The organism is Halopseudomonas salina, assembly GCF_014637955.1.
Lineage (GTDB): Bacteria > Pseudomonadota > Gammaproteobacteria > Pseudomonadales > Pseudomonadaceae > Halopseudomonas > Halopseudomonas salina.
In genome coordinates, this window is the sequence record NZ_BMFF01000002.1 from 446,202 (window position 1) to 466,206 (window position 20,005).

Genomic DNA, 20,005 nt, shown 5'->3' on the forward strand with positions numbered 1-20,005 from the left:
TACGGTTATCGGTGCTCTTGGGTGCATCCTGGCTCTCTTGTTTTTATTGATTCTGCAGATGAAACAGGCCGATGATCCATTCTTGAATCCAAGCTGGCCTCACCCTTTTTTTGCGCCGCCTGCAGCAGTGCGAGCAGCGCTTGCTCACGGCCCGCCGAGGTCGAACTCCCCATTTCTTCTACTGCCTGATAAAAAGCCTGCCAATCTTTTCCAGTCTGTTCAAAGAGCATAGCAAAAGCCGGCACCCACTGATCATAAAGTCCAAAGGGTAACAGGCTGGCATTGTTCAGCTCTTGCGCGAACCAGCCGTCAAATCGTGGGCTGCTTTCCCAGCATTCTGTCTTCCACTGCCTGTAGTCCGTTTGCAGACGGAAAAACGCCTTTTCCTTTGCTATCCGTTTGGCCACATCAGGTTGTTCGCTGGCGTAGATCTCCCGCAGGCTTTCCCGTGTAGCCATGACCAGCCGGGTAAACTCAGCCTGCTGCTGCTCGAGCTCGGGATCCGGTGGCGCCAGCCCCCGACTGGCTCGCCACTGGCGCAGACCTTCACTGCCAACGAAATTGGCAAATGATTCGTTGAAAGCAGTCTCGTCCTTCACATAAAAACGCTGATGCGCCAATTCGTGAAACAGCGTCAGGGCAACATAATCATCATCCCAGTTGAGCATGGAACTGAGCAGCGGGTCGTCATACCAGCCCAGGGTCGAGTAGGCTGGAATGTCACCAATAAAAACGTCCATACCCTCTTGCCGCCAATGCTGCGCCGCGCCTTGCGCCGCCTCGGGAGTAAAATAGCCCTTGTAGGCCAGGCATCCGGTAAACAGATAGCAGTGCTGAACAGGCTCTAGCGAGAGTTCCGGCGTGACGAACAGATTCCACAGCACGTAATCCCGGGGCAGGGCGCTGTACCGGGTGTAACTGGCATTGTCCGGCAACCCGAGCACATTGCTGGCAAACCGGCGTGCGTCGAGCGCCTGGGCCAGGCGCATCTTGAGAGCGGGATCGGTGCCGGGACTTTCCAACAAGTCGACAATGGGCACACTCAGCGCCATCACGTTGCGCTGGCCCTGCCAAGATTGCTGGACGAAGGCGATACTGCTACACCCACCGAGCAGCGCAACGGTGAGTATCGTCAGATAGAGGCTCTTCACAGATTGACCTTCAGCCAGTTCGCCAGCTCGCGGACCTGTGCCTGCGGTTGTCGTGAAGGGCTCCATAGCGCCAGCTGATTGGATGTTTCGGTGAACCCCCAGGGAGCGAGCAAGCGGCCATTGGCAATGTCATCAGCTACCAGCAACTCAGGGGCGATCGCCACTCCCAGCCCAGAAAGGGCCGCCTCAAGAAGGTAATACAAATGCTCGAAGCCCTGGCCCTGGCGCAGGGTTTGTGGTTCGAGCCCCAGCGCCCGCGCCCAGTCAGCCCAGGCGCCGGGGCGCGAGAGGGTATGTAACAGGGGTTCGTTCACCAGTGCACTGGGGGGCTGCTCGGCAATCGACGCCGCTCGCCCATAGCGCGGACTGAATACCGGTCCGATACGTTCAGCGATCAGCGGATACACCTGCATGTCTGCAGGCCAGGGCGGCTCGGCAAACAGCAACGTTGCGCTGACACCCGGCTTGCGCGGATCCAGCTCACCTTCGCTGGCGGAGAGGTGCAGATTCAGCGCTGGAAGCTCAGCGTTCAACCGGTCCAGACGCGGAATAAACCAACGCGCCAGCAAGCTGCCCGGACAGGCAAGAAGGAAAGGTGCACTCACCTGACTCTGACTGATCTCTGCACACACCGTGCGCAGACTATCCAGCGCTTCGCGACTGGCATCGCGCAGCCGCCGGCCGGCGTTGGTCAATTGCACGCCACGACCCGCCTTCTCGAACAGGGCTACTCCCAGCTCCGCTTCCAGGGTGCGGATCTGGCGACTGACTGCGCCGTGGGTCACATGCAGCACTTGCGCCGCCTGGCTCACGCTTTCCAGCCGCGCAGCCGTTTCGAATACGCGCAATGCGTTGAGTGAGGGTAGATCTCGGCTCATGGCGATACGTCACTTTTTCTCACAGGTTTCAGCTATCTTATCGGTTTTTTTCCTATGCCGCCTGCCCTAAGGTGGGTGCATTCCAAAACGTATTCCAGATGAAGGTACCGATCATGCAGAACACCAGCACCTTTACCCGTGGGGCAGATGCCCAGGGCCAGTTTGGCTCCTTCGGCGGGCGCTTCGTTGCCGAGTCCCTGATGCCGCTGATTCTTGATCTTGAAGAGGCCTTCAACACCGCACTCGCGGAGCCGAATTTTCTCGCCGAGCTGGACCGTTTCCAGGCCGAATTCGTTGGCCGTCCCAGCCCGCTGTATTATGCGGAGCGGCTGACCGAGCTGTACGGCGGTGCGAAAATCTATTTCAAGCGCGAAGAGCTTAACCACACCGGTGCGCACAAGATCAACAACTGTATTGGTCAGGTGCTGCTGGCCAAGCGCATGGGCAAGACCCGCATCATTGCCGAAACCGGCGCCGGCATGCACGGCGTTGCCACGGCCACTGTCGCCGCACGCTTTGGCTTGCCCTGCGTGGTCTACATGGGCGCAACCGATATTGACCGCCAGCGTGACAACGTCTCGCGCATGCGTTTGATGGGCGCCGAAATCATTCCCGTCACATCCGGTACCGGCACCCTGAAAGATGCGATGAACGAGGCCCTGCGCGACTGGGTCACTAACGTCGACAACACCTTCTACATGATCGGCACCGTAGCCGGGCCACATCCCTACCCCACCATGGTCCGTGAGTTTCAGGCCGTGATAGGTCGCGAGGCTCGCGTGCAGATGCAGGCCCGCGAGGGTCGTTTGCCGGACAGCCTGATTGCCTGCATTGGCGGCGGGTCCAATGCGATGGGACTGTTCCACGCGTTCCTCGATGACCCGAGCGTGCAATTGATCGGGGTCGAAGCGGCCGGCGAAGGTCTGGACAGTGGCAAGCACGCGGCCAGCCTCAAGGGAGGTATCGCTGGTGTGCTGCATGGTAACCGCACCTACCTGTTGCAGGACACCGATGGTCAGATCACCGATGCGCACTCCGTGTCTGCCGGTCTGGATTATCCGGGAATCGGCCCTGAGCATGCCTGGTTGCATGAGCAGGGCCGCGTCGATTACGCCGCAGTGACCGATACCGAAGCCCTGGAGGCATTCCACGTCTGTTGCCGTCAGGAAGGCATCATTCCTGCACTGGAAACCGCCCACGCGCTGGCCGAAGTAGCCAAGCGTGCGCCGCACCTGCCCAAGGATCACATCATGGTCGTCTGCCTGTCCGGGCGTGGCGACAAGGATATGCCAACCGTATTGCGTCTGATGGAGGAGAAGGCATGACATCCCGTTTAGCTGGTCGCTTCGCCGAACTGAAAAGTGCCAACCGCGCCGCACTGGTGACCTACATCTGCGCCGGCGACCCCGGCCATGATGCCAGCCTGGCACTGCTCAAGCAGTTGCCCGGCGCCGGCGCAGACATTATCGAGCTGGGCATGCCCTTCAGCGACCCAATGGCTGACGGCCCGACCATCCAGGCCGCCGCCGTGCGCGCCCTCAAGGCCGGGCAGACGCAACTGAAAACCCTGGAAATGGTCCGGCAGTTCCGCGTCGAAGACCAGACCACACCGATCGTGCTGATGGGCTACTACAACCCGATCTACCGCTATGGTCCGGATAACTTCATGCGCGATGCGCGCGAAGCCGGCGTCGATGGTCTGCTGGTGGTCGATCTGCCCGCTGAACACGACAGCGAGCTGGGGCCCCTGGCCCGTGAGGCCGGTCTGGACATGATTCGCATGGCCACGCCGACCACCGATGCGAAACGCCTGCCGGCAGTGCTCGACCATGCCAGCGGCTTCCTCTACTACGTGTCGCTCAACGGCGTGACCGGCGTTGGCCAGGCGGATAATGCCACCGTGCGGGATGCGATCGGCGCGATTCGCCAGCAGACCGAGATTCCAGTGTGCGTAGGCTTTGGTGTGCGCACGCCGGAGCAGGCGGCGCGTTTTGCCCTGGATGCCGAGGGAGTGGTAGTTGGTTCGGCGCTGGTGGATTGCATAGCCAAGGCAGAAACCCCTGAGCAGGGAGTCAATGACGTGCTGAACCTGGTCTCAGACCTGGCTAACGCGGTACGCCACGCAAGAAACTAGCTCAACAGAAAGGCTGAGTTCCATCTCGGCCAATGGTGTTTGCGGCTGACTCTCTGTCGAGGTGGAACTCGACATTCCCGGGAGGCCCCTGGGAGTGGCCGGGCTCTGCCTCGGCAGGGTGGTAGCAGCAACGCCGCTGGTCGAGATGGAACTCGACGCTCCCGGAGTGCACGTCGCCGCCTGGGAGTTGCCGAGTTCCATCTCGGCTGTGGGTGTTTCTGACTGGCACTTTGTCGAGGTGGAACTCGACATTCCCAGCCCACCAGCCCACCGGCCCGGACTTTAGCGTAGGGCTTTGAGCACCGGCGCGGTATCGGGCCGCACGCCGCGCCAGAGCAGGAAAGCTTCAGCGGCCTGTTCGACCAACATCCCCAAACCATCCAGGCACCGCGCTGCACCTTGCTCGGCAGCCCAGCGATTGAATGCGGTCGCTTCACTGGCGTACATCATGTCGTAACACCAGGTATGTCCCGGGCGAATCAGGTTGGGGGAGATATCCGGCAGGTCACCGGCGAGACTGGCTGAGGTTGCGTTGATGATCAGATCGACCGGCTCCTCAATCCACTGAAAACCAGCTGCGCTGATCGGGCCCTGATCGGCGAACAGCGCAGCTAGTTCCTCGGCCTTGCTCACGGTGCGGTTAACGATGCACAGCTGTGAAGGCCCGGCGGCAAGCAGCGGCTGAATCACTCCCCGTGCCGCACCACCAGCGCCAACCAGCAGTACCTTGAGCCCTGCCAAAGCCAATCCAGCGTTGTGCTGGATATCCCTCACCAGGCCTTTACCATCGGTGTTATCGCCCAACAGTCTACCGTCATCCAGACGCTGAATCGTATTCACCGCTCCGGCGCGTTCCGCGGCAGGGGTATGCTGATCAACCAGCGCCCAGGCCTGCTCCTTGAACGGCACTGTGACGTTGACGCCCAGCCCCTCGGCCAGAAATTCGCGCAGCGTTCCGGCAAAGTCATCCAGCGGCGCCAATAATGCTTCATAGGCAATGGGCTGACCGGTCTGTTCGCCGAACATGCGATGGATTTGCGGCGACTTGCTATGCCCGATCGGATTGCCAATTACCGCGTAACGGTCCATCAGTGCACCTCTCCGAGCCAGTCCCGTGCCACCAGAAACTCATCGGTCAGGCGCGCTTCCGGTGTGCCCGGTGCGGGATGCCAGTTGTAGTCCCAGCGCACCACTGGCGGCAACGACATCAGAATAGACTCGGTGCGACCACCGGTTTGCAAACCAAACAGGGTGCCACGGTCATACACCAGATTGAACTCCACGTAACGACCGCGCCGGTACTCCTGAAAAGCCTTCTGCTCGGCGGTGTATTGCGCGCCGCGCCGGCGCTCGACCACTGGCAGGTACGCTTCGATGTAGGCGTCTCCCACCGCACGGAGAAACTCGAAGCTGCGTTCGAATCCCCATTCGTTGAGGTCATCGAAAAACAACCCACCCACACCACGTTGTTCCTGGCGATGCTTGAGATGAAAGTACTCGTCACACCAGGCTTTGTAGCGTGGATACACGTCATCACCAAAAGGCGCACAGGCGTCGCGAGCGACCTGATGCCAGTGTCTGCAGTCTTCCTCGTTGGCATAGTAGGGTGTCAGATCAAAACCGCCACCAAACCACCAGACCGGATCCGCGCCTTCCTTTTCGGCAATGAAGAAACGCACATTGGCGTGAGAGGTCGGCACATGGGGGTTTTCCGGATGCATTACCAGGGAGACGCCCATGGCCTGAAAATGCCGGCCGGCCAGCTCCGGTCGGTGGGCCGTGGCCGACGGCGGCATACCATCGCCAAACACGTGGGAAAAGCCCACGCCGCCTTTTTCCAGCAGCGCACCCTTTTCCATTATCCGCGAGCGACCACCGCCACCAGCCGGGCGGTCCCATTGTTCTTCGGCAAAGCGACCTGCACCATCGGCATTTTCCAGGGCAGCGCAGATGCGGTCCTGCAGATCCATCAGGTAATGCTTGACGGCTGCGACGTCGCTGGCATCGGGCATATCTTTCACGGGTAAACCTCAGGCGGGACGGATAATCTGGTCAGTCTGCAAGTCGCGGATGATACTGGGATTGTGCTGCCTGCCCAAGGGGCCGGGAACTACGGCATCCAGACACTCATGGAAATACTGCTCGATACGCAGTCGCGAGCGCGCGGGAGGGCGACCTCCGGGATTGGCCGAAGTGGATACCAGCGGGCCGGTCACCTCGCACATTTGTTGAATAAGGGGATGATCGCTGACGCGCAGCGCCACGGTCTGATGGACGCCGGTGATCCAGTGCGGCAGACGATCGCGATGGGGTACCAGCCAGGTATTGGGACCCGGCCAGGAAAGCCTTAATTTGGCGAGCAGCCCGTCGGGCAAGTCCCAGAGCAGAAAATCAAATTGCTCGATGTCGCCGGCAACCAGAATCAGACCCTTTTCCACCGGGCGATCTTTCAAGTCCAGGAGGCGTTCTACTGCATCGGCTTTCCAGGGATTGCAGCCCAATCCCCACACCGCCTCGGTGGGATACGCAACCACTCCCCCGGCATGCAAAATCCGGTTGAGTTGTATCAATCGCCAACGTGCCAACATGCCACCTCCCCCCGATAACCACCGCAACCCCACAGGCGTTGCCGGCTTTGGAGATGCATTGAACAAGCATACGAAAGAAGACAGTAGCCGAGCGGCGCTTCAGGCTCAAGGGCTACAGATCACGTCAGCCGGGAATACCCGTGCGGGGTATGCTGCACAAGACCATCAAGTTCCAGCTCCAGCAACTCCTGCATTACCCGCTCCACCGGCAGACCGCTGCGCTCACCCAGCCAGTCAACGCTCACGGGATTATGGTCCAGCAATGGCCAAAGCAGGCCAGGCGGCGCAGTATCGACGCTCTGCGATGAATCGGTATACGCCTCGATAGCTGCACGCAGTGGCAGGCGCAGTACCTCAAGCACGTCTCGAACGGTCTCGACCAGATGCGCGCCATCACGCAACAACTGGTGACAACCCCGTGCCTGGGTGCTGTGGATCGAACCAGGCATCGCAAATACCTCGCGATTCTGCTCCAAAGCCAGGCGCGCGGTAATGAGCGACCCGCTGTTCAGGCTGGCTTCCACCACCAGCGTGCCCAGACTTAGCCCACTGATGATTCGGTTGCGCCTGGGAAACTGACCGGCGTGGGGTGGCGCGTCGGGGGGTTGCTCGGAAACCAGCAAGCCGCCACGCTCGACAATAGCGCTGGCAAGCGTTCTGTGACGTTTCGGATAACAGTTGTCCAGGCCTGTTCCCCAGACCGCTATGGTCTGCCCGCCTGCATCCAGCGCGCCCTGGTGGCAGGCGCCGTCGATACCCAGCGCCATGCCGCTGGTCACTACCAGACCACTCTCCGCAAAGCTGCGGGCAAACTGACGCGCGGTGGCCGCACCGTGCGGGCCGGGATGACGGGTGCCGACCATCGCCAATTGAGGGTCATGCAACAGCTGCGCATTACCCTGCAGATAAAGCAGCGCGGGAGGGTCGGGAATGTCGCGCAACAACGCGGGATACTCTGGTGAACTCAGACATACCACCTGACAGCCTGGACCTTCGAGCCAGCGGTAGACAGCATCAAGCCTGGTGCCCAGCTTGGCTTCCCCCTGCTGATAGCGCTGGATGATGTCCAGCGCTGCAGGTCGCAGCCCAAGTGATTGCAGGGTGAGCAGATCGGCAGCAAGTGCATCGGCCGGATCAGGGAAATGCTGGAGCAGACGTGTCAGGGCGTGCGGCCCGACTCCTTCCAACAGGGAGAGAGTAAGCCACGCCTGCAGGGAGGACGGGGTAGCAACTGACATTGATCATCCTTGATCAGGGGTAGGCACCGCCAGAGGGCGGTGCCGCAAAGGTTCAGGGGTTACGAACCTTGTCCATGATTTCCATCTGACGGCTCGACTCGAGCACAATGCCATAGCTGGTTTTTTCGTACGGCCGGAAAACCATCAACATGCCGGCACGCTCATCGGGCAGCTGCACGCGCTCGTTCTGAATGCGATCACGCACCATTTCACCCGTCTTGTAGATGGTCAGAACGCTACCCTGCTCAAGGCCATCACGCAGGCCCTTGTTGATCACCACTACATCGTACTGACCCACCTGGGTAACGCCATTGGGCACATCGATGATCAGGCCATTGATTTCGCTGGCCGGCTCGCGGGGGAAAAACGTCGAGTTGATGGGGCGCTCTTCAGTCTGCAGCAGACGATCGTTGACGCGTACTTCCTGATTACTGCGCGTCACGTTGAGGCTGACAATATCGTCCTCGGTACCCACCACATCGCCGTTGCCGATTTCCTGTGCGTGAATCCCCAGGAATTCTCCGGTAATCGGGTCGGTATAAGCCGTTCCACGCCGGAAGATACCCATTGCGCGAATATCCGGATCGACTTGACCGCGGGCGTAGGCACGGCTACCGGCACCAACCACCACGCTTTGTGCTTCACCGCCAAGAATATAGGGGGCATTTTCCAGCACACTGGGATCGTCAATAATGCGGCCGGCCTTGAGAAAGGCGTTGATCGCTTCGAGTGGAATAGTGGGTATGGCTTCGGCGATAGGCTGGAATCGCACGGTAGGGGACAACTTGATGGTGCCTCCCTGGCCCCGGCCAACGGTGAGACGTGGCTGGCCATCAATGTAAACCAGCGAAATCAGATCGCCGGGATAAATCAGATGCGGGTTGCTGATCTGTGGGTTGGCGTGCCAGACTTCCGGCCACTTCCAGGGCAGATTCAGGAAGCGCCCGGCGATGTCCCACAGGGTATCGCCCTTGACGACCTCATAGGTTTGCGGATGGCCATCCCTGAATACCGGCTCCTGTGCCTGCACCCAAAAGCTCATCGAGAGCAACAGAAGGCCGACTAATGTTTTCCTCATGACATGAATCCCTTTATTATAGAGGCCAGCATTCGGTCTGAAGGCGCATTAGACATGCCAGACCTGTGTTATTTCCTAGCTGCTCATCATCTTAGCAGCACAATTTAGCTTTATTCCACAACTGCATCACAAACTGACATGGCCATATTAAACATTCTGGAATTTCCCGACCCACGCTTGCGTACCGTAGCCAAGCCCGTCGACAAGGTTGATGACCGAATCCGCCAACTGGTGGATGACATGTTCGAGACCATGTACGAGGCTCCCGGCATCGGTCTGGCTGCCAGTCAGGTCAATGTGCACGAACGTGTAGTGGTGATCGACTTGTCCGAAGACAGGAGTGAGCCGCGGGTTTTCATCAACCCCGATCTGGAACCTCTGACCGAGGACCTGGAAGAGATGCAGGAAGGCTGTCTGTCGGTCCCCGGCTTCTATGAAACCGTCACCAGGCCGGAGCGAGTGCGAGTTCGCGCCCTGGGGCGTGATGGTGAACCCTTTGATGAGATTTGCGAGGGCTTGCTTGCGGTGTGCATTCAACATGAATGTGACCACCTCAACGGCAAGTTGTTCGTCGACTATCTGTCCAACCTCAAGCGCGACCGGATTCGCAAGAAGCTGGAAAAATTGCACAAGCAGCAGGCCAGTGCCTAAGGTTTTGTTCGTAGATCCAAGGGCTTGCTTCGGCAAGCCTTTTTGTTTGCCCGCAGCGGGAGCCGCATGAACTCTTCAGATCTTCGCATCGTTTTCGCCGGTACACCGGAATTCGCCGCCGCCCACCTGCAAGCCATGCTTGATGCGGATCTCGACATTATCGCGGTGTATAGCCAGCCAGACCGGCCGGCAGGACGCGGCCAGAAACTTCAGGTCAGCGCGGTCAAGGAACTGGCGTTGCAACACGGCCTACCGGTGTATCAGCCGGCGAGTCTGCGCGACCCTCTTGCACAACAGGAGCTGAGCACCCTGGCACCGGATCTGCTGGTAGTGGTGGCCTACGGCCTGATTCTTCCGCAGGCAGTTCTGGACACGCCACGCCTGGGCTGCATCAACAGTCATGCATCCCTGCTACCCCGCTGGCGCGGCGCCGCGCCCATTCAGCGGGCAATAGAGGCTGGGGACAGCGAAAGCGGCGTGACCGTCATGCAAATGGAGGCGGGACTCGACACCGGTCCCATGCTGCTCAAGGTGATGACACCGATTTCGGATACTGACACCGGCGGCAGTCTGCATGACCGTCTGGCCGAGCTGGGTCCGAAGGCCGTTATCCAGGCAATTGACCTGCTGGCCAAAGGCACTGCCAAGCCCGAATCACAGGATGACAGCCTGGCAACCTATGCCCACAAGCTGAATAAATCCGATGCCCGGATCGACTGGCAACGGCCCGCCATTGAGCTGGACCGAATGATCCGGGCCTTCAACCCCTGGCCACTGGCCCATGCCCTGTGGGAAGGCCAGACGCTGAAGGTGCTGGCAGCCAGCCCCACCGAGGATCATGGCGCGCCGGGTCGGATTCTCGAGTGCAGCAAGGCCGGGCTTCTGGTTGGTTGCGGTAGCGGTGCGCTGCGCCTTACCCGGTTACAGATCCCCGGCGGTAAGCCGCTGTCGTTCAGCGACCTGTATAACGCCCGCCGCGAACAGTTCGCCCCCGGCCTGCAACTGGGCAACGGCCAATGAGCCCGCGTCTGGCTGCGGCCAATGCACTGGCCACAGTAATGGCCGGCAAGGCCTCGCTGGGTACCAGTCTTCCCGCTCAGTTGCAGCACGTAAATGACCGTGACCAGGCCTTGGCCCAGGAATTGGCCTTTGGTACCGCACGTTGGTTCCAGCGTCTGGATGGTCTGGCAAATGCTCTGCTGGAAAAGCCGCTCAAGGCTGCAGACCGCGATCTGCACGCATTGCTTCTGGTAGGTCTGTACCAGTTGTTGTTCACCCGCATACCAGCCCACGCGGCGATCGACGAAACTGTCACCGCCGCCAAAGCTTTGAAGAAACCCTGGGCCAGGGGCATGCTGAATGCCGTTCTACGCCGGGCGCAGCGAGAACATTCAGAGCTGTTCATCGCACTGGAGCGTGACCCTACCATTCGACTGTCCCACCCCCGCTGGTTACAAAAACGTCTCAAGCAAGCCTGGCCGGAGCACTGGGAGGCCATCTGTAACGCCAACAACGCGCACCCACCGATGACCCTGCGGGTGAACCAGAGTGTCATTGCTCGTCAGGCCTATATGACCAAACTGGCAGAGACAGGCCTGCCGGCCCATGAGACCCCATTCAGCGACCAGGGTATTACCCTGGAGCAATCCTGCGACGTACACCGCCTGCCCGGTTTTGCAGAGGGGGAGGTGAGCGTGCAGGACGAAGCAGCGCAATTGGCTACACCCCTGTTGGATCTGGCTGCCGGGCAGCGCGTACTGGATGCCTGCTGCGCCCCCGGGGGCAAGACCTGCCATATTCTGGAACAGGAGCCGGACCTGATGGAGCTGGTTGCTCTGGATCTGGAGCCCAAAAGACTGGAACGGGTAAGCGACAACCTGCGGCGTCTCGGATTGCGCGCGCAACTCAAGGCGGCTGATGCCCGGGAGCTTGCAGCCTGGTGGGACAGCAAGCCGTTCCAGCGTATTCTGCTGGATGCCCCCTGTTCTGCCACGGGCGTGATTCGTCGCCATCCGGATATCAAACTGACTCGTCAGGCCGAAGACATACCGGCGTTGGCGGCGTTGCAGGGCGAATTGCTCGACGCGCTCTGGCAGACGCTGGATGTGGGCGGCATCCTGGTTTATGCCACCTGCTCGGTGTTACCCGAGGAAAACAGTCAGGTGATCGGCGCTTTCCTGGATCGACAACCCACTGCCAGGGAACTGCCTGTTGCAGGCCCCTACGGATTGGCGCAACCCCACGGTCGCCAATTGCTACCTGATAACACCTGCCATGATGGCTTCTACCTGGCCAAGCTGGTAAAAATGGGCGCCGACTCTGCAGTCACCGGCTACACTGCGCAAGACAAGGGGACGTCCGCAATATGAAGATCATCATTCTCGGCGCCGGCCAGGTGGGTGGCAGTCTGGCTGCCGAGCTGGCCAGCGAAGCCAACGACATCACTGTGATCGACACCGACAGCACCCGCCTGCGCGAATTGGGTGACCGCCTGGATATCCGTACCGTGGTGGGCCGCGGGTCGTTCCCGACCGTTCTGCGCCAGGCCGGCGCGGATGATGCCGACATGCTCATCGCGGTCACCAGCAGTGATGAAACCAACATGATTGCTTGCCAGGTCGCCTACACCCTGTTTCGCACCCCGACAAAAATTGCCCGCATACGCGAGTCCGCTTATCTGACTCGCGGTGGCCTCTTTCATAACGAATCGATACCTATTGATGTACTGATCAGCCCGGAACAGGCCGTCACCACCTATGTGAAACGCCTTATCGAACATCCAGGCGCCCTGCAGGTACTGGATTTCGCCGAGGGCAAGGTTCAGTTGGTGGCGGTGCGTGCCTACTATGGCGGCCCCCTGGTTGGTCAGGAACTGCGCTTTTTGCGCCAGCACATGCCCGGTGTGGATACCCGGGTCGCGGCAATATTCCGCAAGGATCGGCCAATCATCCCCCGTGGCGACACCATTATCGAAGCTGACGACGAGGTGTTCTTTCTCGCCGCGACCCACGACATACGCGCGGTGATGAGCGAACTGCGACGCCTGGAGAAGAACTACAAGCGGGTGCTTATCGCCGGCGGCGGCAACATCGGCGAACGCCTGGCTGAAGCGATCGAGAATCGCTACCAGGTGCGTATTATTGAAAAGAACAAGTCGCGGGCCGACTATCTGTCGCAGAATCTGGACAAGACCGTCGTCCTGCACGGCAGTGCTTCGGACAAGGAATTGCTGCTCGAAGAAAATATCAAGGACGTGGATATATTCTGCGCCCTGACCAACGATGACGAAGCCAATATCATGTCTTCCATGTTGGCCAAGCGACTGGGCGCACGCAAGGTGATGGCTCTGATCAATAATCCCGCCTATGTAGATCTGGTCCAGGGCGGCGAGATCGATATCGCCATCTCGCCGTCCCAGGCAACGATCGGCACGCTGCTGACCCATGTGCGGCGTGGGGATATTGTCAACGTCTACTCGCTGCGCCGCGGTGCCGCCGAGGCAATCGAAGCTGTGGCACACGGCGACTCCCGCTCCTCAAAAGTCGTCGGCAAGATGATCGGTGAGATCGACCTGCCGCCGGGTACGACCATCGGCGCGGTAGTGCGCGGCGAGGAAGTTCTCATTGCCCACGACAACACCCTGATCGAGTCCGAGGATCATGTGATTCTGTTTGTGATCGACAAGAGACATATCCGCGACGTCGAGCGCCTGTTCCAGGTCGGCCTGACCTTTTTCTGATGACTCCCCTGACTCCGACTCGCAGGTAAACGCCGCATGCAGTACACCCAGATCCAGCGCATTCTCGGCATACTGCTCATGCTGTTTTCCACCAGCATGCTGCCGGCGGCGGCGGTCGGCCTGTATTACGGCGAACAGGCGCTAGAGGCCTTCGTCGTGGCATTTGCGATCACTGCGTTAGCTGGTCTGCTGATATGGATACCCGCACGTCATCAGCGCAATGAACTGCGCATCCGGGATGGCTACTTGATTGTGGTGATGTTCTGGCTGGTTCTGGGGTTGTTCGGGGCAGTGCCGCTGTATTTGCTCGAAATGCCGGAACTGACCATTGCCGACTCGGTGTTTGAATCCTTCTCGGGGCTAACCACCACCGGGGCCACCGTTATCACTGGCCTGGATACGCTACCGCGCTCGCTCTTGTTCTACCGTCAGCAACTTCAGTGGTTCGGAGGCATGGGGATCATCGTGCTGGCCGTGGCCATACTGCCGATGCTCGGGGTTGGCGGCATGCAACTGTATCGCGCTGAAATGCCCGGACCGCTAAAGGAGAACAAGCTCACGCCGCGGATTGCCGAGACAGCGAAAGTACTCTGGTACATCTACGCCGGCCTGACACTAGCCTGCGCTCTGGCCTACTGGGCCGCAGGTATGACGTTGTTTGATGCGGTGAGCCACGCTTTTTCGACAGTAGCCATCGGCGGCTTCTCGACTCATGACGCGAGCATTGGTTACTTCGACAGTGCCCTGATCGAATTCATCTGTATCGTCTTCATGTTCATCTCCGGGATCAACTTTGCACTGCATTTCCTTGCTTGGCGGTTCCGCTCGATTGCCAACTATTGGCTCGATCCGGAATGCCGGGCCTATGTGCTGATTCTTGGCGCGCTCTTTATTGCCTGCTGCGTGGTGCTGATCCACTTTCAGACCTACGACATCTGGACGTCGATCCGCTTTGCCGCCTTCCAGACGGTATCGATAGCGACCACCACAGGCTTCGGGGTGACTGACTTTTCCGCCTGGCCAACGGTTCTGCCTTTCCTGCTGCTCTATGCAAGCTTTATCGGTGCCAGTGCCGGCTCGACTGGTGGCGGGATGAAGGTGATTCGCGTGCTACTGCTCTACAAACAGGGCACCCGAGAGACCAAGAAGCTGATCCACCCCCACGGGGTCTTTCCGGTCAAACTCGGCAACAAGCCCGTACCCGACCGGGTCGTGGAAGCGGTCTGGGGGTTCTGTGCCGTTTATGTGTTCGCGTTTGCGGTGCTGTTTCTGATTCTACTGAGCACCGGGCTGGATTTTGTTACCGCCTTTTCGGCCCTGGCAGCCTGCATGAATAACCTGGGCCCGGGTCTTGGCGAGGTTTCAACCCACTACGGTGAGTTGAGCGCTACGGTGAAATGGATTCTCAGCTTTGCCATGCTACTCGGGCGTCTTGAAGTGTTTACCCTGCTGGTCCTGTTTACTCCGATGTTCTGGGCCCGTTGAAACAGGAGGACCATCACAGGTCCTCTTCATCATCCACAAATGCCAGACCGGCACCTTCGCCGGCAATACGGCGCTGGATGATCATCTTCAGGATCGGGGCCTCGATGGGCATATCCTGCACCTGACCCTCAACGATGGTGCCTGCGGCCAGAGCGGCAAGGTCCGGATTTTCAACGAACACACCACCATCTGAAAGATCCCGGGTCTGTCCGTACACATCACCGATGTCCGGATGGCTTATCCGGATTCTGCATTTCATCGGGGTACGCGGGTGCTGCCGCTGATTTGACATGTTCTAATCCTGTCTTATGACTGCAAGGTCAGTACCATTTTTTCTCACCCGGCGGGCGTTTCTTGAAACGCTTCATGCTCCACATGTACTGGCTGGGCCAGCGCCGCACATAGCTCTCAATCATTGCGCTCATGCAGGCAGTCGCCTCGGTGACATCGCTACTGTAAAGGGCATCGGGCGCGGCTTCCACAATCACTTTGAACCCGCGGCCACCGGGCAGGCGCACACAGTGCATGAACAGAGCCTGTGCATCGCCACCCCGCAGGAGATTGGGAACGAATTTGCTGGTTAGCGCAGACACCGCAAAAAAGGGCACAAACTCGCCGCTCTTAACCGCAGGTTCAGGATCGGCTGGAATGCCCACCACACCGCCACGGCGCACCTCCCGCATGATCATCGCGATGCCTTCCCGTGTCGAGGGCGCTACCCGATTACCCAGTTGCGCGCGCTGACTGCGCAACAGCTCGTCCACAGCGGGCTGTTTGGGGGGTCGAAAGAAGATGACCGGTGAGCATTGCGAACAAAACCAGTGATTGAGCACTTCCCAGTTGCCCAGGTGGCTGGTGATAGCCACTACCGCTTTGCCCGCCTCGAGCGCTCCATGCAGCAATTGAGCGCCTTCCACTTCGGTCACCAGCCTGACAGTGCGCTCGGGCTTCCACATCCAGGCGCAGGCGCTTTCAGCGAAGCTGCGGCCTGTATCCAGCAGAGTTTGGCGTATCAACTGTTGGCGGTCGGTTTCAGCCATTTCCGGCATGCAGTGGGTCAAATTGATGCGCACCACCTCTTTCGAGCGATTGGGGAGCTTCCACAGCAGCCATCCGGCTGCGGCGCCCAGGCCCTGAGCCAGCTTGAATGGCAGCAGGGAAAACAACCTGAGAAAACCAACGATGATTGCGCCCTTGAACCGCTCCACAGATACCTCGCTTGAGAGAAAATTGTATTGTAGCCGCATAAACCTGAAGGCAATAAGCACCTGAGTCCGCTTTGCAGGCGAACAGGGCCAGCGCCCGGTGGGTTTCAGGCCCCGGCCAGCTCGCAATAACGGAAGCAATCCCTGGTGTGGTCCATCACCATGCCGGTGGCCTGCATAAAGGCATAACAGATAGTTGGCCCGACAAAGGTGAAGCCGGCCCGCTTCAATGCCTTGCTCATCGCCTGAGCCTGATCGGTCGTTACCGGCACCTCACTGATATTGGCAAACGCGTTGATTCGAGGTGCGCCGCCAACAAAAGCCCAAAGCCATTCACCCGGGTCGGTCTGTTCGGCAAGCCGCAACCAGGCCTGGGCATTCTGCCGTGCACCCCGAACTTTCAGGCGGTTGCGGATGATCCCCGGATCTTCAAGTAGCTCAAGCAGGTCATCTTCACTCTGTTGCGCCATGAACTGGGGGTCGAACCCCTGGTACACCTGACGGTAGCGGTCGCGCTTTTTCAGCACGGTGATCCATGACAGACCGGCCTGAAAACCATCAAGCAGCAGTTTTTCGAACAGCCGCTGGGCGTCGTACTCCGGCACGCCCCATTCCGCGTCATGGTAACGCTGGTATATCGGGTCATCCGAGCACCATGCGCATCGGTGTTGCACCGCTCTGGTGGGCGCTTTTTCTGAATTCATACTCACTCCCTGGGCTTGCAACACGTGGTCAGACAGTGAAGTTACGCCACGCGGCGGCTGCACTCCTGTATGTACAGGCCCGTCTGATTGTATACTGCGCCCTTTCTTAAAATGCCAAATCGGACAGACAACGTGACTCAGACCAACCCAGCCACCCAAAGCTTCCAAGGATTGATCCTTGCCCTGCAAAGTTACTGGGCCGAAAAGGGCTGTGTACTGCTCCAGCCCTACGATATGGAAATGGGTGCCGGCACCTTCCACACGGCCACCTTCCTGCGTGCGATCGGCCCCGAAGCCTGGCACGCCGCCTACGTCCAGCCAAGCCGTCGTCCAGGTGACGGGCGCTATGGCGAAAACCCCAATCGCCTGCAGCATTATTACCAGTTCCAGGTCGTGCTCAAGCCCAATCCGGCTGATATGCAGGAGCTGTATCTGGACTCGCTGAATCATATCGGCATCGACACCAGCGTACATGACGTGCGCTTTGTCGAGGACAACTGGGAGTCGCCAACGCTGGGCGCCTGGGGCCTGGGCTGGGAGGTATGGCTGAACGGCATGGAAGTGACCCAGTTCACTTATTTCCAGCAAGTGGGTGGTGTCGAGTGCTATCCGGTTACCGGCGAGATCACCTACGGTCTGGAACGTCTGGCAATGTACCTGCAGGGCGTAGACTCGGTGTACGACCTGGTGTATTCCGATGGTCCCTTCGGCAAGGTGACCTACGGCGACGTGTTCCACCAGAACGAAGTGGAGCAATCGACCTACAACTTCGAGCACGCCAACGTCGAAAAGTTGCTCGAACTGTTCGACTTCTACGAGAGCGAGGCCAATCGCCTGATGGCCGCCGAACTGCCGCTGCCAGCCTATGAAATGGTGATCAAGGCTTCACACACCTTCAATCTGCTCGACGCCCGCCGCGCCATTTCGGTGACCGAGCGTCAGCGTTACATCCTGCGCGTGCGTACGTTGTCACGCGCCATTGCCCAGAGCTATCTGATGGCCAGGGCGCGTCTGGGCTTTCCAATGGCGACGGCGGAACTGCGCGATGAAGTACTGGCCAAATTGAAGGAGGCCGAATAATGCAGCAGGATTTTCTGGTTGAACTGGGCACCGAAGAGCTGCCCCCAAAATCCCTCAAGCGACTGGCCGAAGCGTTTCTGAGTGGTGTCGAAAAGGGTCTGCAGGACGCTGGGCTTGGCTATAGTGCAGCACGCTATTACGCTGCGCCCCGGCGCCTGGCAATACTGGTGGACGCACTCGAGACCCAACAGCCTGATCGCAACAATCAGATGGATGGCCCACCGCTACAGGCCGCCTTTGACGCGGAAGGTAAACCAACCAAGGCCGCGGAAGGCTTTGCCCGCAAGTGCGGAGTTGCGGTATCCGACCTTGATAGCAGCGGTCCCAAACTGCGTTACGTTCAGAGCATTCCAGGCCAGGCTGCCGCCCAGCTACTGCCGGGCATCGTCGACAGTGCCCTGGCTGCGCTGCCGATTCCCAAGCGTATGCGCTGGGGCGCTCGCAAGACCGAATTTGTCCGTCCTACCCAGTGGCTGGTCATGCTCCAGGGGGACTCGATCGTCCCCGGCGAGATTCTTTCCCAGACCGCTGATCGCAGCTCGCGGGGGCATCGCTTCCATCATCCCGATCAAGTACGCATCAGCACGCCGGCAAGCTATGTTGAACAGATGCGTGACGCCCACGTGATTGCCGATTTTGCCGAACGCCGGGAAATGATTCGGGCACGTGTTAATGAGCTGGCGGCTGCAGAGCAGGGCACGGCAATCATGCCTGACGATCTGCTCGATGAGGTCACCGCACTGGTGGAATGGCCCGTGCCTCTGGTATGCAGTTTCGAGGAGCGCTTCCTTGACGTTCCCCAGGAAGCGCTGATCTCGACCATGCAGGACAACCAGAAGTATTTCTGCCTGCTGGATAACGCTGGCAAGCTGCTGCCACGTTTTATTACCGTGGCGAACATCGAGAGTAAGGACCCGGCGCAAATCATTTCCGGTAATGAAAAGGTCGTGCGTCCACGCCTGACCGATGCCGAGTTCTTTTTTCGCCAGGACAAGAAGAACCCACTGGCTGAGCGCAATACGCAGCTTGCCAATGTCGTTTTCCAGGCCCAGCTCGGCAGCGTATTCGACAAGGCCCAGCGGGTCTCGGCACTGGCAGAGTACATCGCAGCACAGATTGGCGGCGACGCTGGCCGTGCAGGGCGCGCGGGCCTGCTGAGCAAGTGTGATCTGGCAACAGAAATGGTCGGTGAGTTTCCAGAGCTTCAGGGCATTGCCGGGTATTACTACGCATTGCATGACGGCGAGCCCGAAGACGTAGCGCTGGCGCTAAATGAACAATACATGCCCCGTGGCGCAGGCGCCGAGTTGCCAACTACCCTTACCGGCGCTGCCGTTGCACTGGCAGACAAGCTGGATACCCTGGTCGGCATTTTTGGTATCGGTATGCTGCCCACCGGCAGCAAGGACCCTTACGCCCTGCGCAGGGCCGCGCTGGGTGTGTTGCGGATTCTGATCGAGAAACGCCTGGAGCTGGACCTGATTGCCACCATCACCGTAGCTGTTGAGCAATATGCTTCGCAGATCAAGACCACACCGGACCTTGGCGCACAGGTGCAGGAATTTGTGTTTGATCGTCTGCGTGCCCGCTATGAGGATGAGGGGATTGATGTTGCGGTGTATCAATCCGTAAGGGCAGTAGCCCCCGCCTCGCCGCTGGATTTTGATCAACGTGTTCAGGCTGTGCAGCATTTCCGCCGCCTGCCGGAAGCCGAGGCTCTAGCCGCTGCCAACAAGCGGGTTTCCAACCTGCTCAGCAAGGCAGGAACGGAGGTCAGCACTGACATCAATCAGACATTGCTCACCGAGCCAGCCGAGCAGACACTCGCCAAGGCGATAGTCGAAGCCGAAGAGCGTGTTGCACCCCTGGCCACGGAAAGACGTTACAGCGACGCCCTGGAGCGTCTGGCATCATTGCGAGGCCCAGTCGACGGCTTCTTTGAACAGGTGCTGGTGAACGCGGATGACGAGCAGCTAAAAGCCAATCGCTACGCCTTGCTGGCCAAGCTCCGTGGGCTGTTTCTTGGTGTCGCTGATATCTCGTTGTTGAGCTGATGGCTGGAGCGGGCAAGGGC

At 59.4% G+C, this 20,005-nt stretch carries 20 protein-coding genes; 10 read left to right on the plus strand and 10 right to left on the minus strand.

Annotated elements, in window-relative coordinates:
- Positions 1-5: 5 nt before the first annotated feature.
- Together IEV54_RS05950 and IEV54_RS05955 are read right to left on the minus strand one after the other, a co-directional pair.
- Entirely contained in the window at positions 6-1,151 is a 1,146-nt protein-coding gene (locus IEV54_RS05950) for an aminopeptidase (protein ID WP_223825353.1), read from the minus strand.
- Complete coding sequence (locus IEV54_RS05955) at positions 1,148-2,029, minus strand: LysR family transcriptional regulator (protein ID WP_150276414.1); 882 nt, start codon at positions 2,027-2,029, stop codon at positions 1,148-1,150. Before IEV54_RS05955 ends, IEV54_RS05950 begins: the two co-directional genes overlap by 4 nt.
- Positions 2,030-2,142: 113 nt before the next feature.
- On the opposite strand from IEV54_RS05955, the gene trpB reads away from it, so the two are divergent.
- The 3 genes from trpB to IEV54_RS05970 all read left to right on the plus strand — a co-directional run bounded on the left by trpB (position 2,143) and on the right by IEV54_RS05970 (position 4,449).
- Positions 2,143-3,354 (plus strand): tryptophan synthase subunit beta, encoded by a 1,212-nt coding sequence (gene trpB / locus IEV54_RS05960; RefSeq protein ID WP_150276415.1) that lies wholly within the window; start codon positions 2,143-2,145, stop codon positions 3,352-3,354.
- Positions 3,351-4,163 (plus strand): tryptophan synthase subunit alpha, encoded by an 813-nt coding sequence (gene trpA, locus IEV54_RS05965; RefSeq protein ID WP_150276416.1) that lies wholly within the window; start codon positions 3,351-3,353, stop codon positions 4,161-4,163. Before trpB ends, trpA begins: the two co-directional genes overlap by 4 nt.
- A 94-nt stretch (positions 4,164-4,257) precedes the next feature.
- The gene (locus IEV54_RS05970; RefSeq protein ID WP_150276417.1) at positions 4,258-4,449 is read left to right on the plus strand and encodes a hypothetical protein; all 192 of its coding nucleotides are present in this window, start codon (positions 4,258-4,260) and stop codon (positions 4,447-4,449) included.
- Here the strand turns inward: IEV54_RS05970 and aroE are convergent.
- From aroE to IEV54_RS05995, 5 genes are all read right to left on the minus strand, one after another.
- Positions 4,446-5,252, minus strand: coding sequence for a shikimate dehydrogenase (aroE, locus tag IEV54_RS05975; RefSeq protein ID WP_150276418.1), 807 nt, complete (start codon positions 5,250-5,252; stop codon positions 4,446-4,448). The two genes, IEV54_RS05970 and aroE, sit on opposite strands and share 4 nt — an antisense overlap.
- A complete protein-coding gene (gene hemF, locus IEV54_RS05980; protein ID WP_150276720.1) occupies positions 5,252-6,175 on the minus strand; it encodes an oxygen-dependent coproporphyrinogen oxidase in 924 nt (307 codons plus the stop codon). Before hemF ends, aroE begins: the two co-directional genes overlap by 1 nt.
- Before the next feature lie 18 nt (positions 6,176-6,193).
- Positions 6,194-6,751, minus strand: a complete 558-nt coding sequence (gene tsaC / locus IEV54_RS05985) for an L-threonylcarbamoyladenylate synthase type 1 TsaC (RefSeq protein WP_150276419.1) — start codon at positions 6,749-6,751, stop codon at positions 6,194-6,196.
- 119 nt (positions 6,752-6,870) lie between these two features.
- Positions 6,871-7,989, minus strand: coding sequence for a DNA-processing protein DprA (dprA, locus tag IEV54_RS05990; protein WP_150276420.1), 1,119 nt, complete (start codon positions 7,987-7,989; stop codon positions 6,871-6,873).
- Positions 7,990-8,041: 52 nt separating this feature from the next.
- Entirely contained in the window at positions 8,042-9,067 is a 1,026-nt protein-coding gene (locus tag IEV54_RS05995) for a LysM peptidoglycan-binding domain-containing protein (RefSeq protein ID WP_150276421.1), read from the minus strand.
- A gap of 138 nt (positions 9,068-9,205) precedes the next feature.
- Here IEV54_RS05995 and def point away from each other — a divergent pair, with 138 nt between their 5' ends.
- From def to IEV54_RS06020, 5 genes are all read left to right on the plus strand, one after another.
- Entirely contained in the window at positions 9,206-9,718 is a 513-nt protein-coding gene (gene def / locus IEV54_RS06000; protein WP_150276422.1) for a peptide deformylase, read from the plus strand.
- Between the two features lie 66 nt (positions 9,719-9,784).
- On the plus strand, positions 9,785-10,738 hold the full coding sequence (fmt, locus tag IEV54_RS06005) for a methionyl-tRNA formyltransferase (protein ID WP_150276423.1): 954 nt from the start codon (positions 9,785-9,787) through the stop codon (positions 10,736-10,738).
- Positions 10,735-12,087 carry a 16S rRNA (cytosine(967)-C(5))-methyltransferase RsmB gene (gene rsmB / locus IEV54_RS06010; protein WP_150276424.1) on the plus strand — a complete coding sequence of 451 codons (1,353 nt, stop codon included), beginning with the start codon at positions 10,735-10,737 and terminating at the stop codon, positions 12,085-12,087. Before fmt ends, rsmB begins: the two co-directional genes overlap by 4 nt.
- Positions 12,084-13,457: a Trk system potassium transporter TrkA gene (gene trkA, locus IEV54_RS06015; RefSeq protein ID WP_150276425.1), complete on the plus strand. Its 1,374-nt coding sequence runs from the start codon at positions 12,084-12,086 to the stop codon at positions 13,455-13,457. Before rsmB ends, trkA begins: the two co-directional genes overlap by 4 nt.
- Before the next feature lie 36 nt (positions 13,458-13,493).
- Positions 13,494-14,942, plus strand: a complete 1,449-nt coding sequence (locus IEV54_RS06020) for a TrkH family potassium uptake protein (protein ID WP_150276426.1) — start codon at positions 13,494-13,496, stop codon at positions 14,940-14,942.
- Positions 14,943-14,955: 13 nt separating this feature from the next.
- On the opposite strand, the gene IEV54_RS06025 is transcribed toward IEV54_RS06020, so the two are convergent.
- From IEV54_RS06025 to IEV54_RS06035, 3 genes are all read right to left on the minus strand, one after another.
- Entirely contained in the window at positions 14,956-15,234 is a 279-nt protein-coding gene (locus tag IEV54_RS06025) for a PilZ domain-containing protein (RefSeq protein WP_150276427.1), read from the minus strand.
- A 28-nt stretch (positions 15,235-15,262) separates the two neighbouring features.
- Positions 15,263-16,150 carry a lysophospholipid acyltransferase gene (locus tag IEV54_RS06030; protein WP_150276428.1) on the minus strand — a complete coding sequence of 296 codons (888 nt, stop codon included), beginning with the start codon at positions 16,148-16,150 and terminating at the stop codon, positions 15,263-15,265.
- Positions 16,151-16,254: 104 nt separating this feature from the next.
- The gene (locus IEV54_RS06035; protein WP_150276429.1) at positions 16,255-16,851 is read right to left on the minus strand and encodes a DNA-3-methyladenine glycosylase I; all 597 of its coding nucleotides are present in this window, start codon (positions 16,849-16,851) and stop codon (positions 16,255-16,257) included.
- Positions 16,852-16,983: 132 nt separating this feature from the next.
- Between IEV54_RS06035 and glyQ the strand changes: the two genes are divergently transcribed.
- Complete coding sequence (gene glyQ, locus IEV54_RS06040) at positions 16,984-17,931, plus strand: glycine--tRNA ligase subunit alpha (RefSeq protein WP_150276430.1); 948 nt, start codon at positions 16,984-16,986, stop codon at positions 17,929-17,931.
- Positions 17,928-19,985 carry a glycine--tRNA ligase subunit beta gene (gene glyS / locus IEV54_RS06045; RefSeq protein ID WP_150276431.1) on the plus strand — a complete coding sequence of 686 codons (2,058 nt, stop codon included), beginning with the start codon at positions 17,928-17,930 and terminating at the stop codon, positions 19,983-19,985. The genes glyQ and glyS overlap by 4 nt, the downstream gene beginning before the upstream one ends.
- Positions 19,986-20,005: the final 20 nt, after the last annotated feature.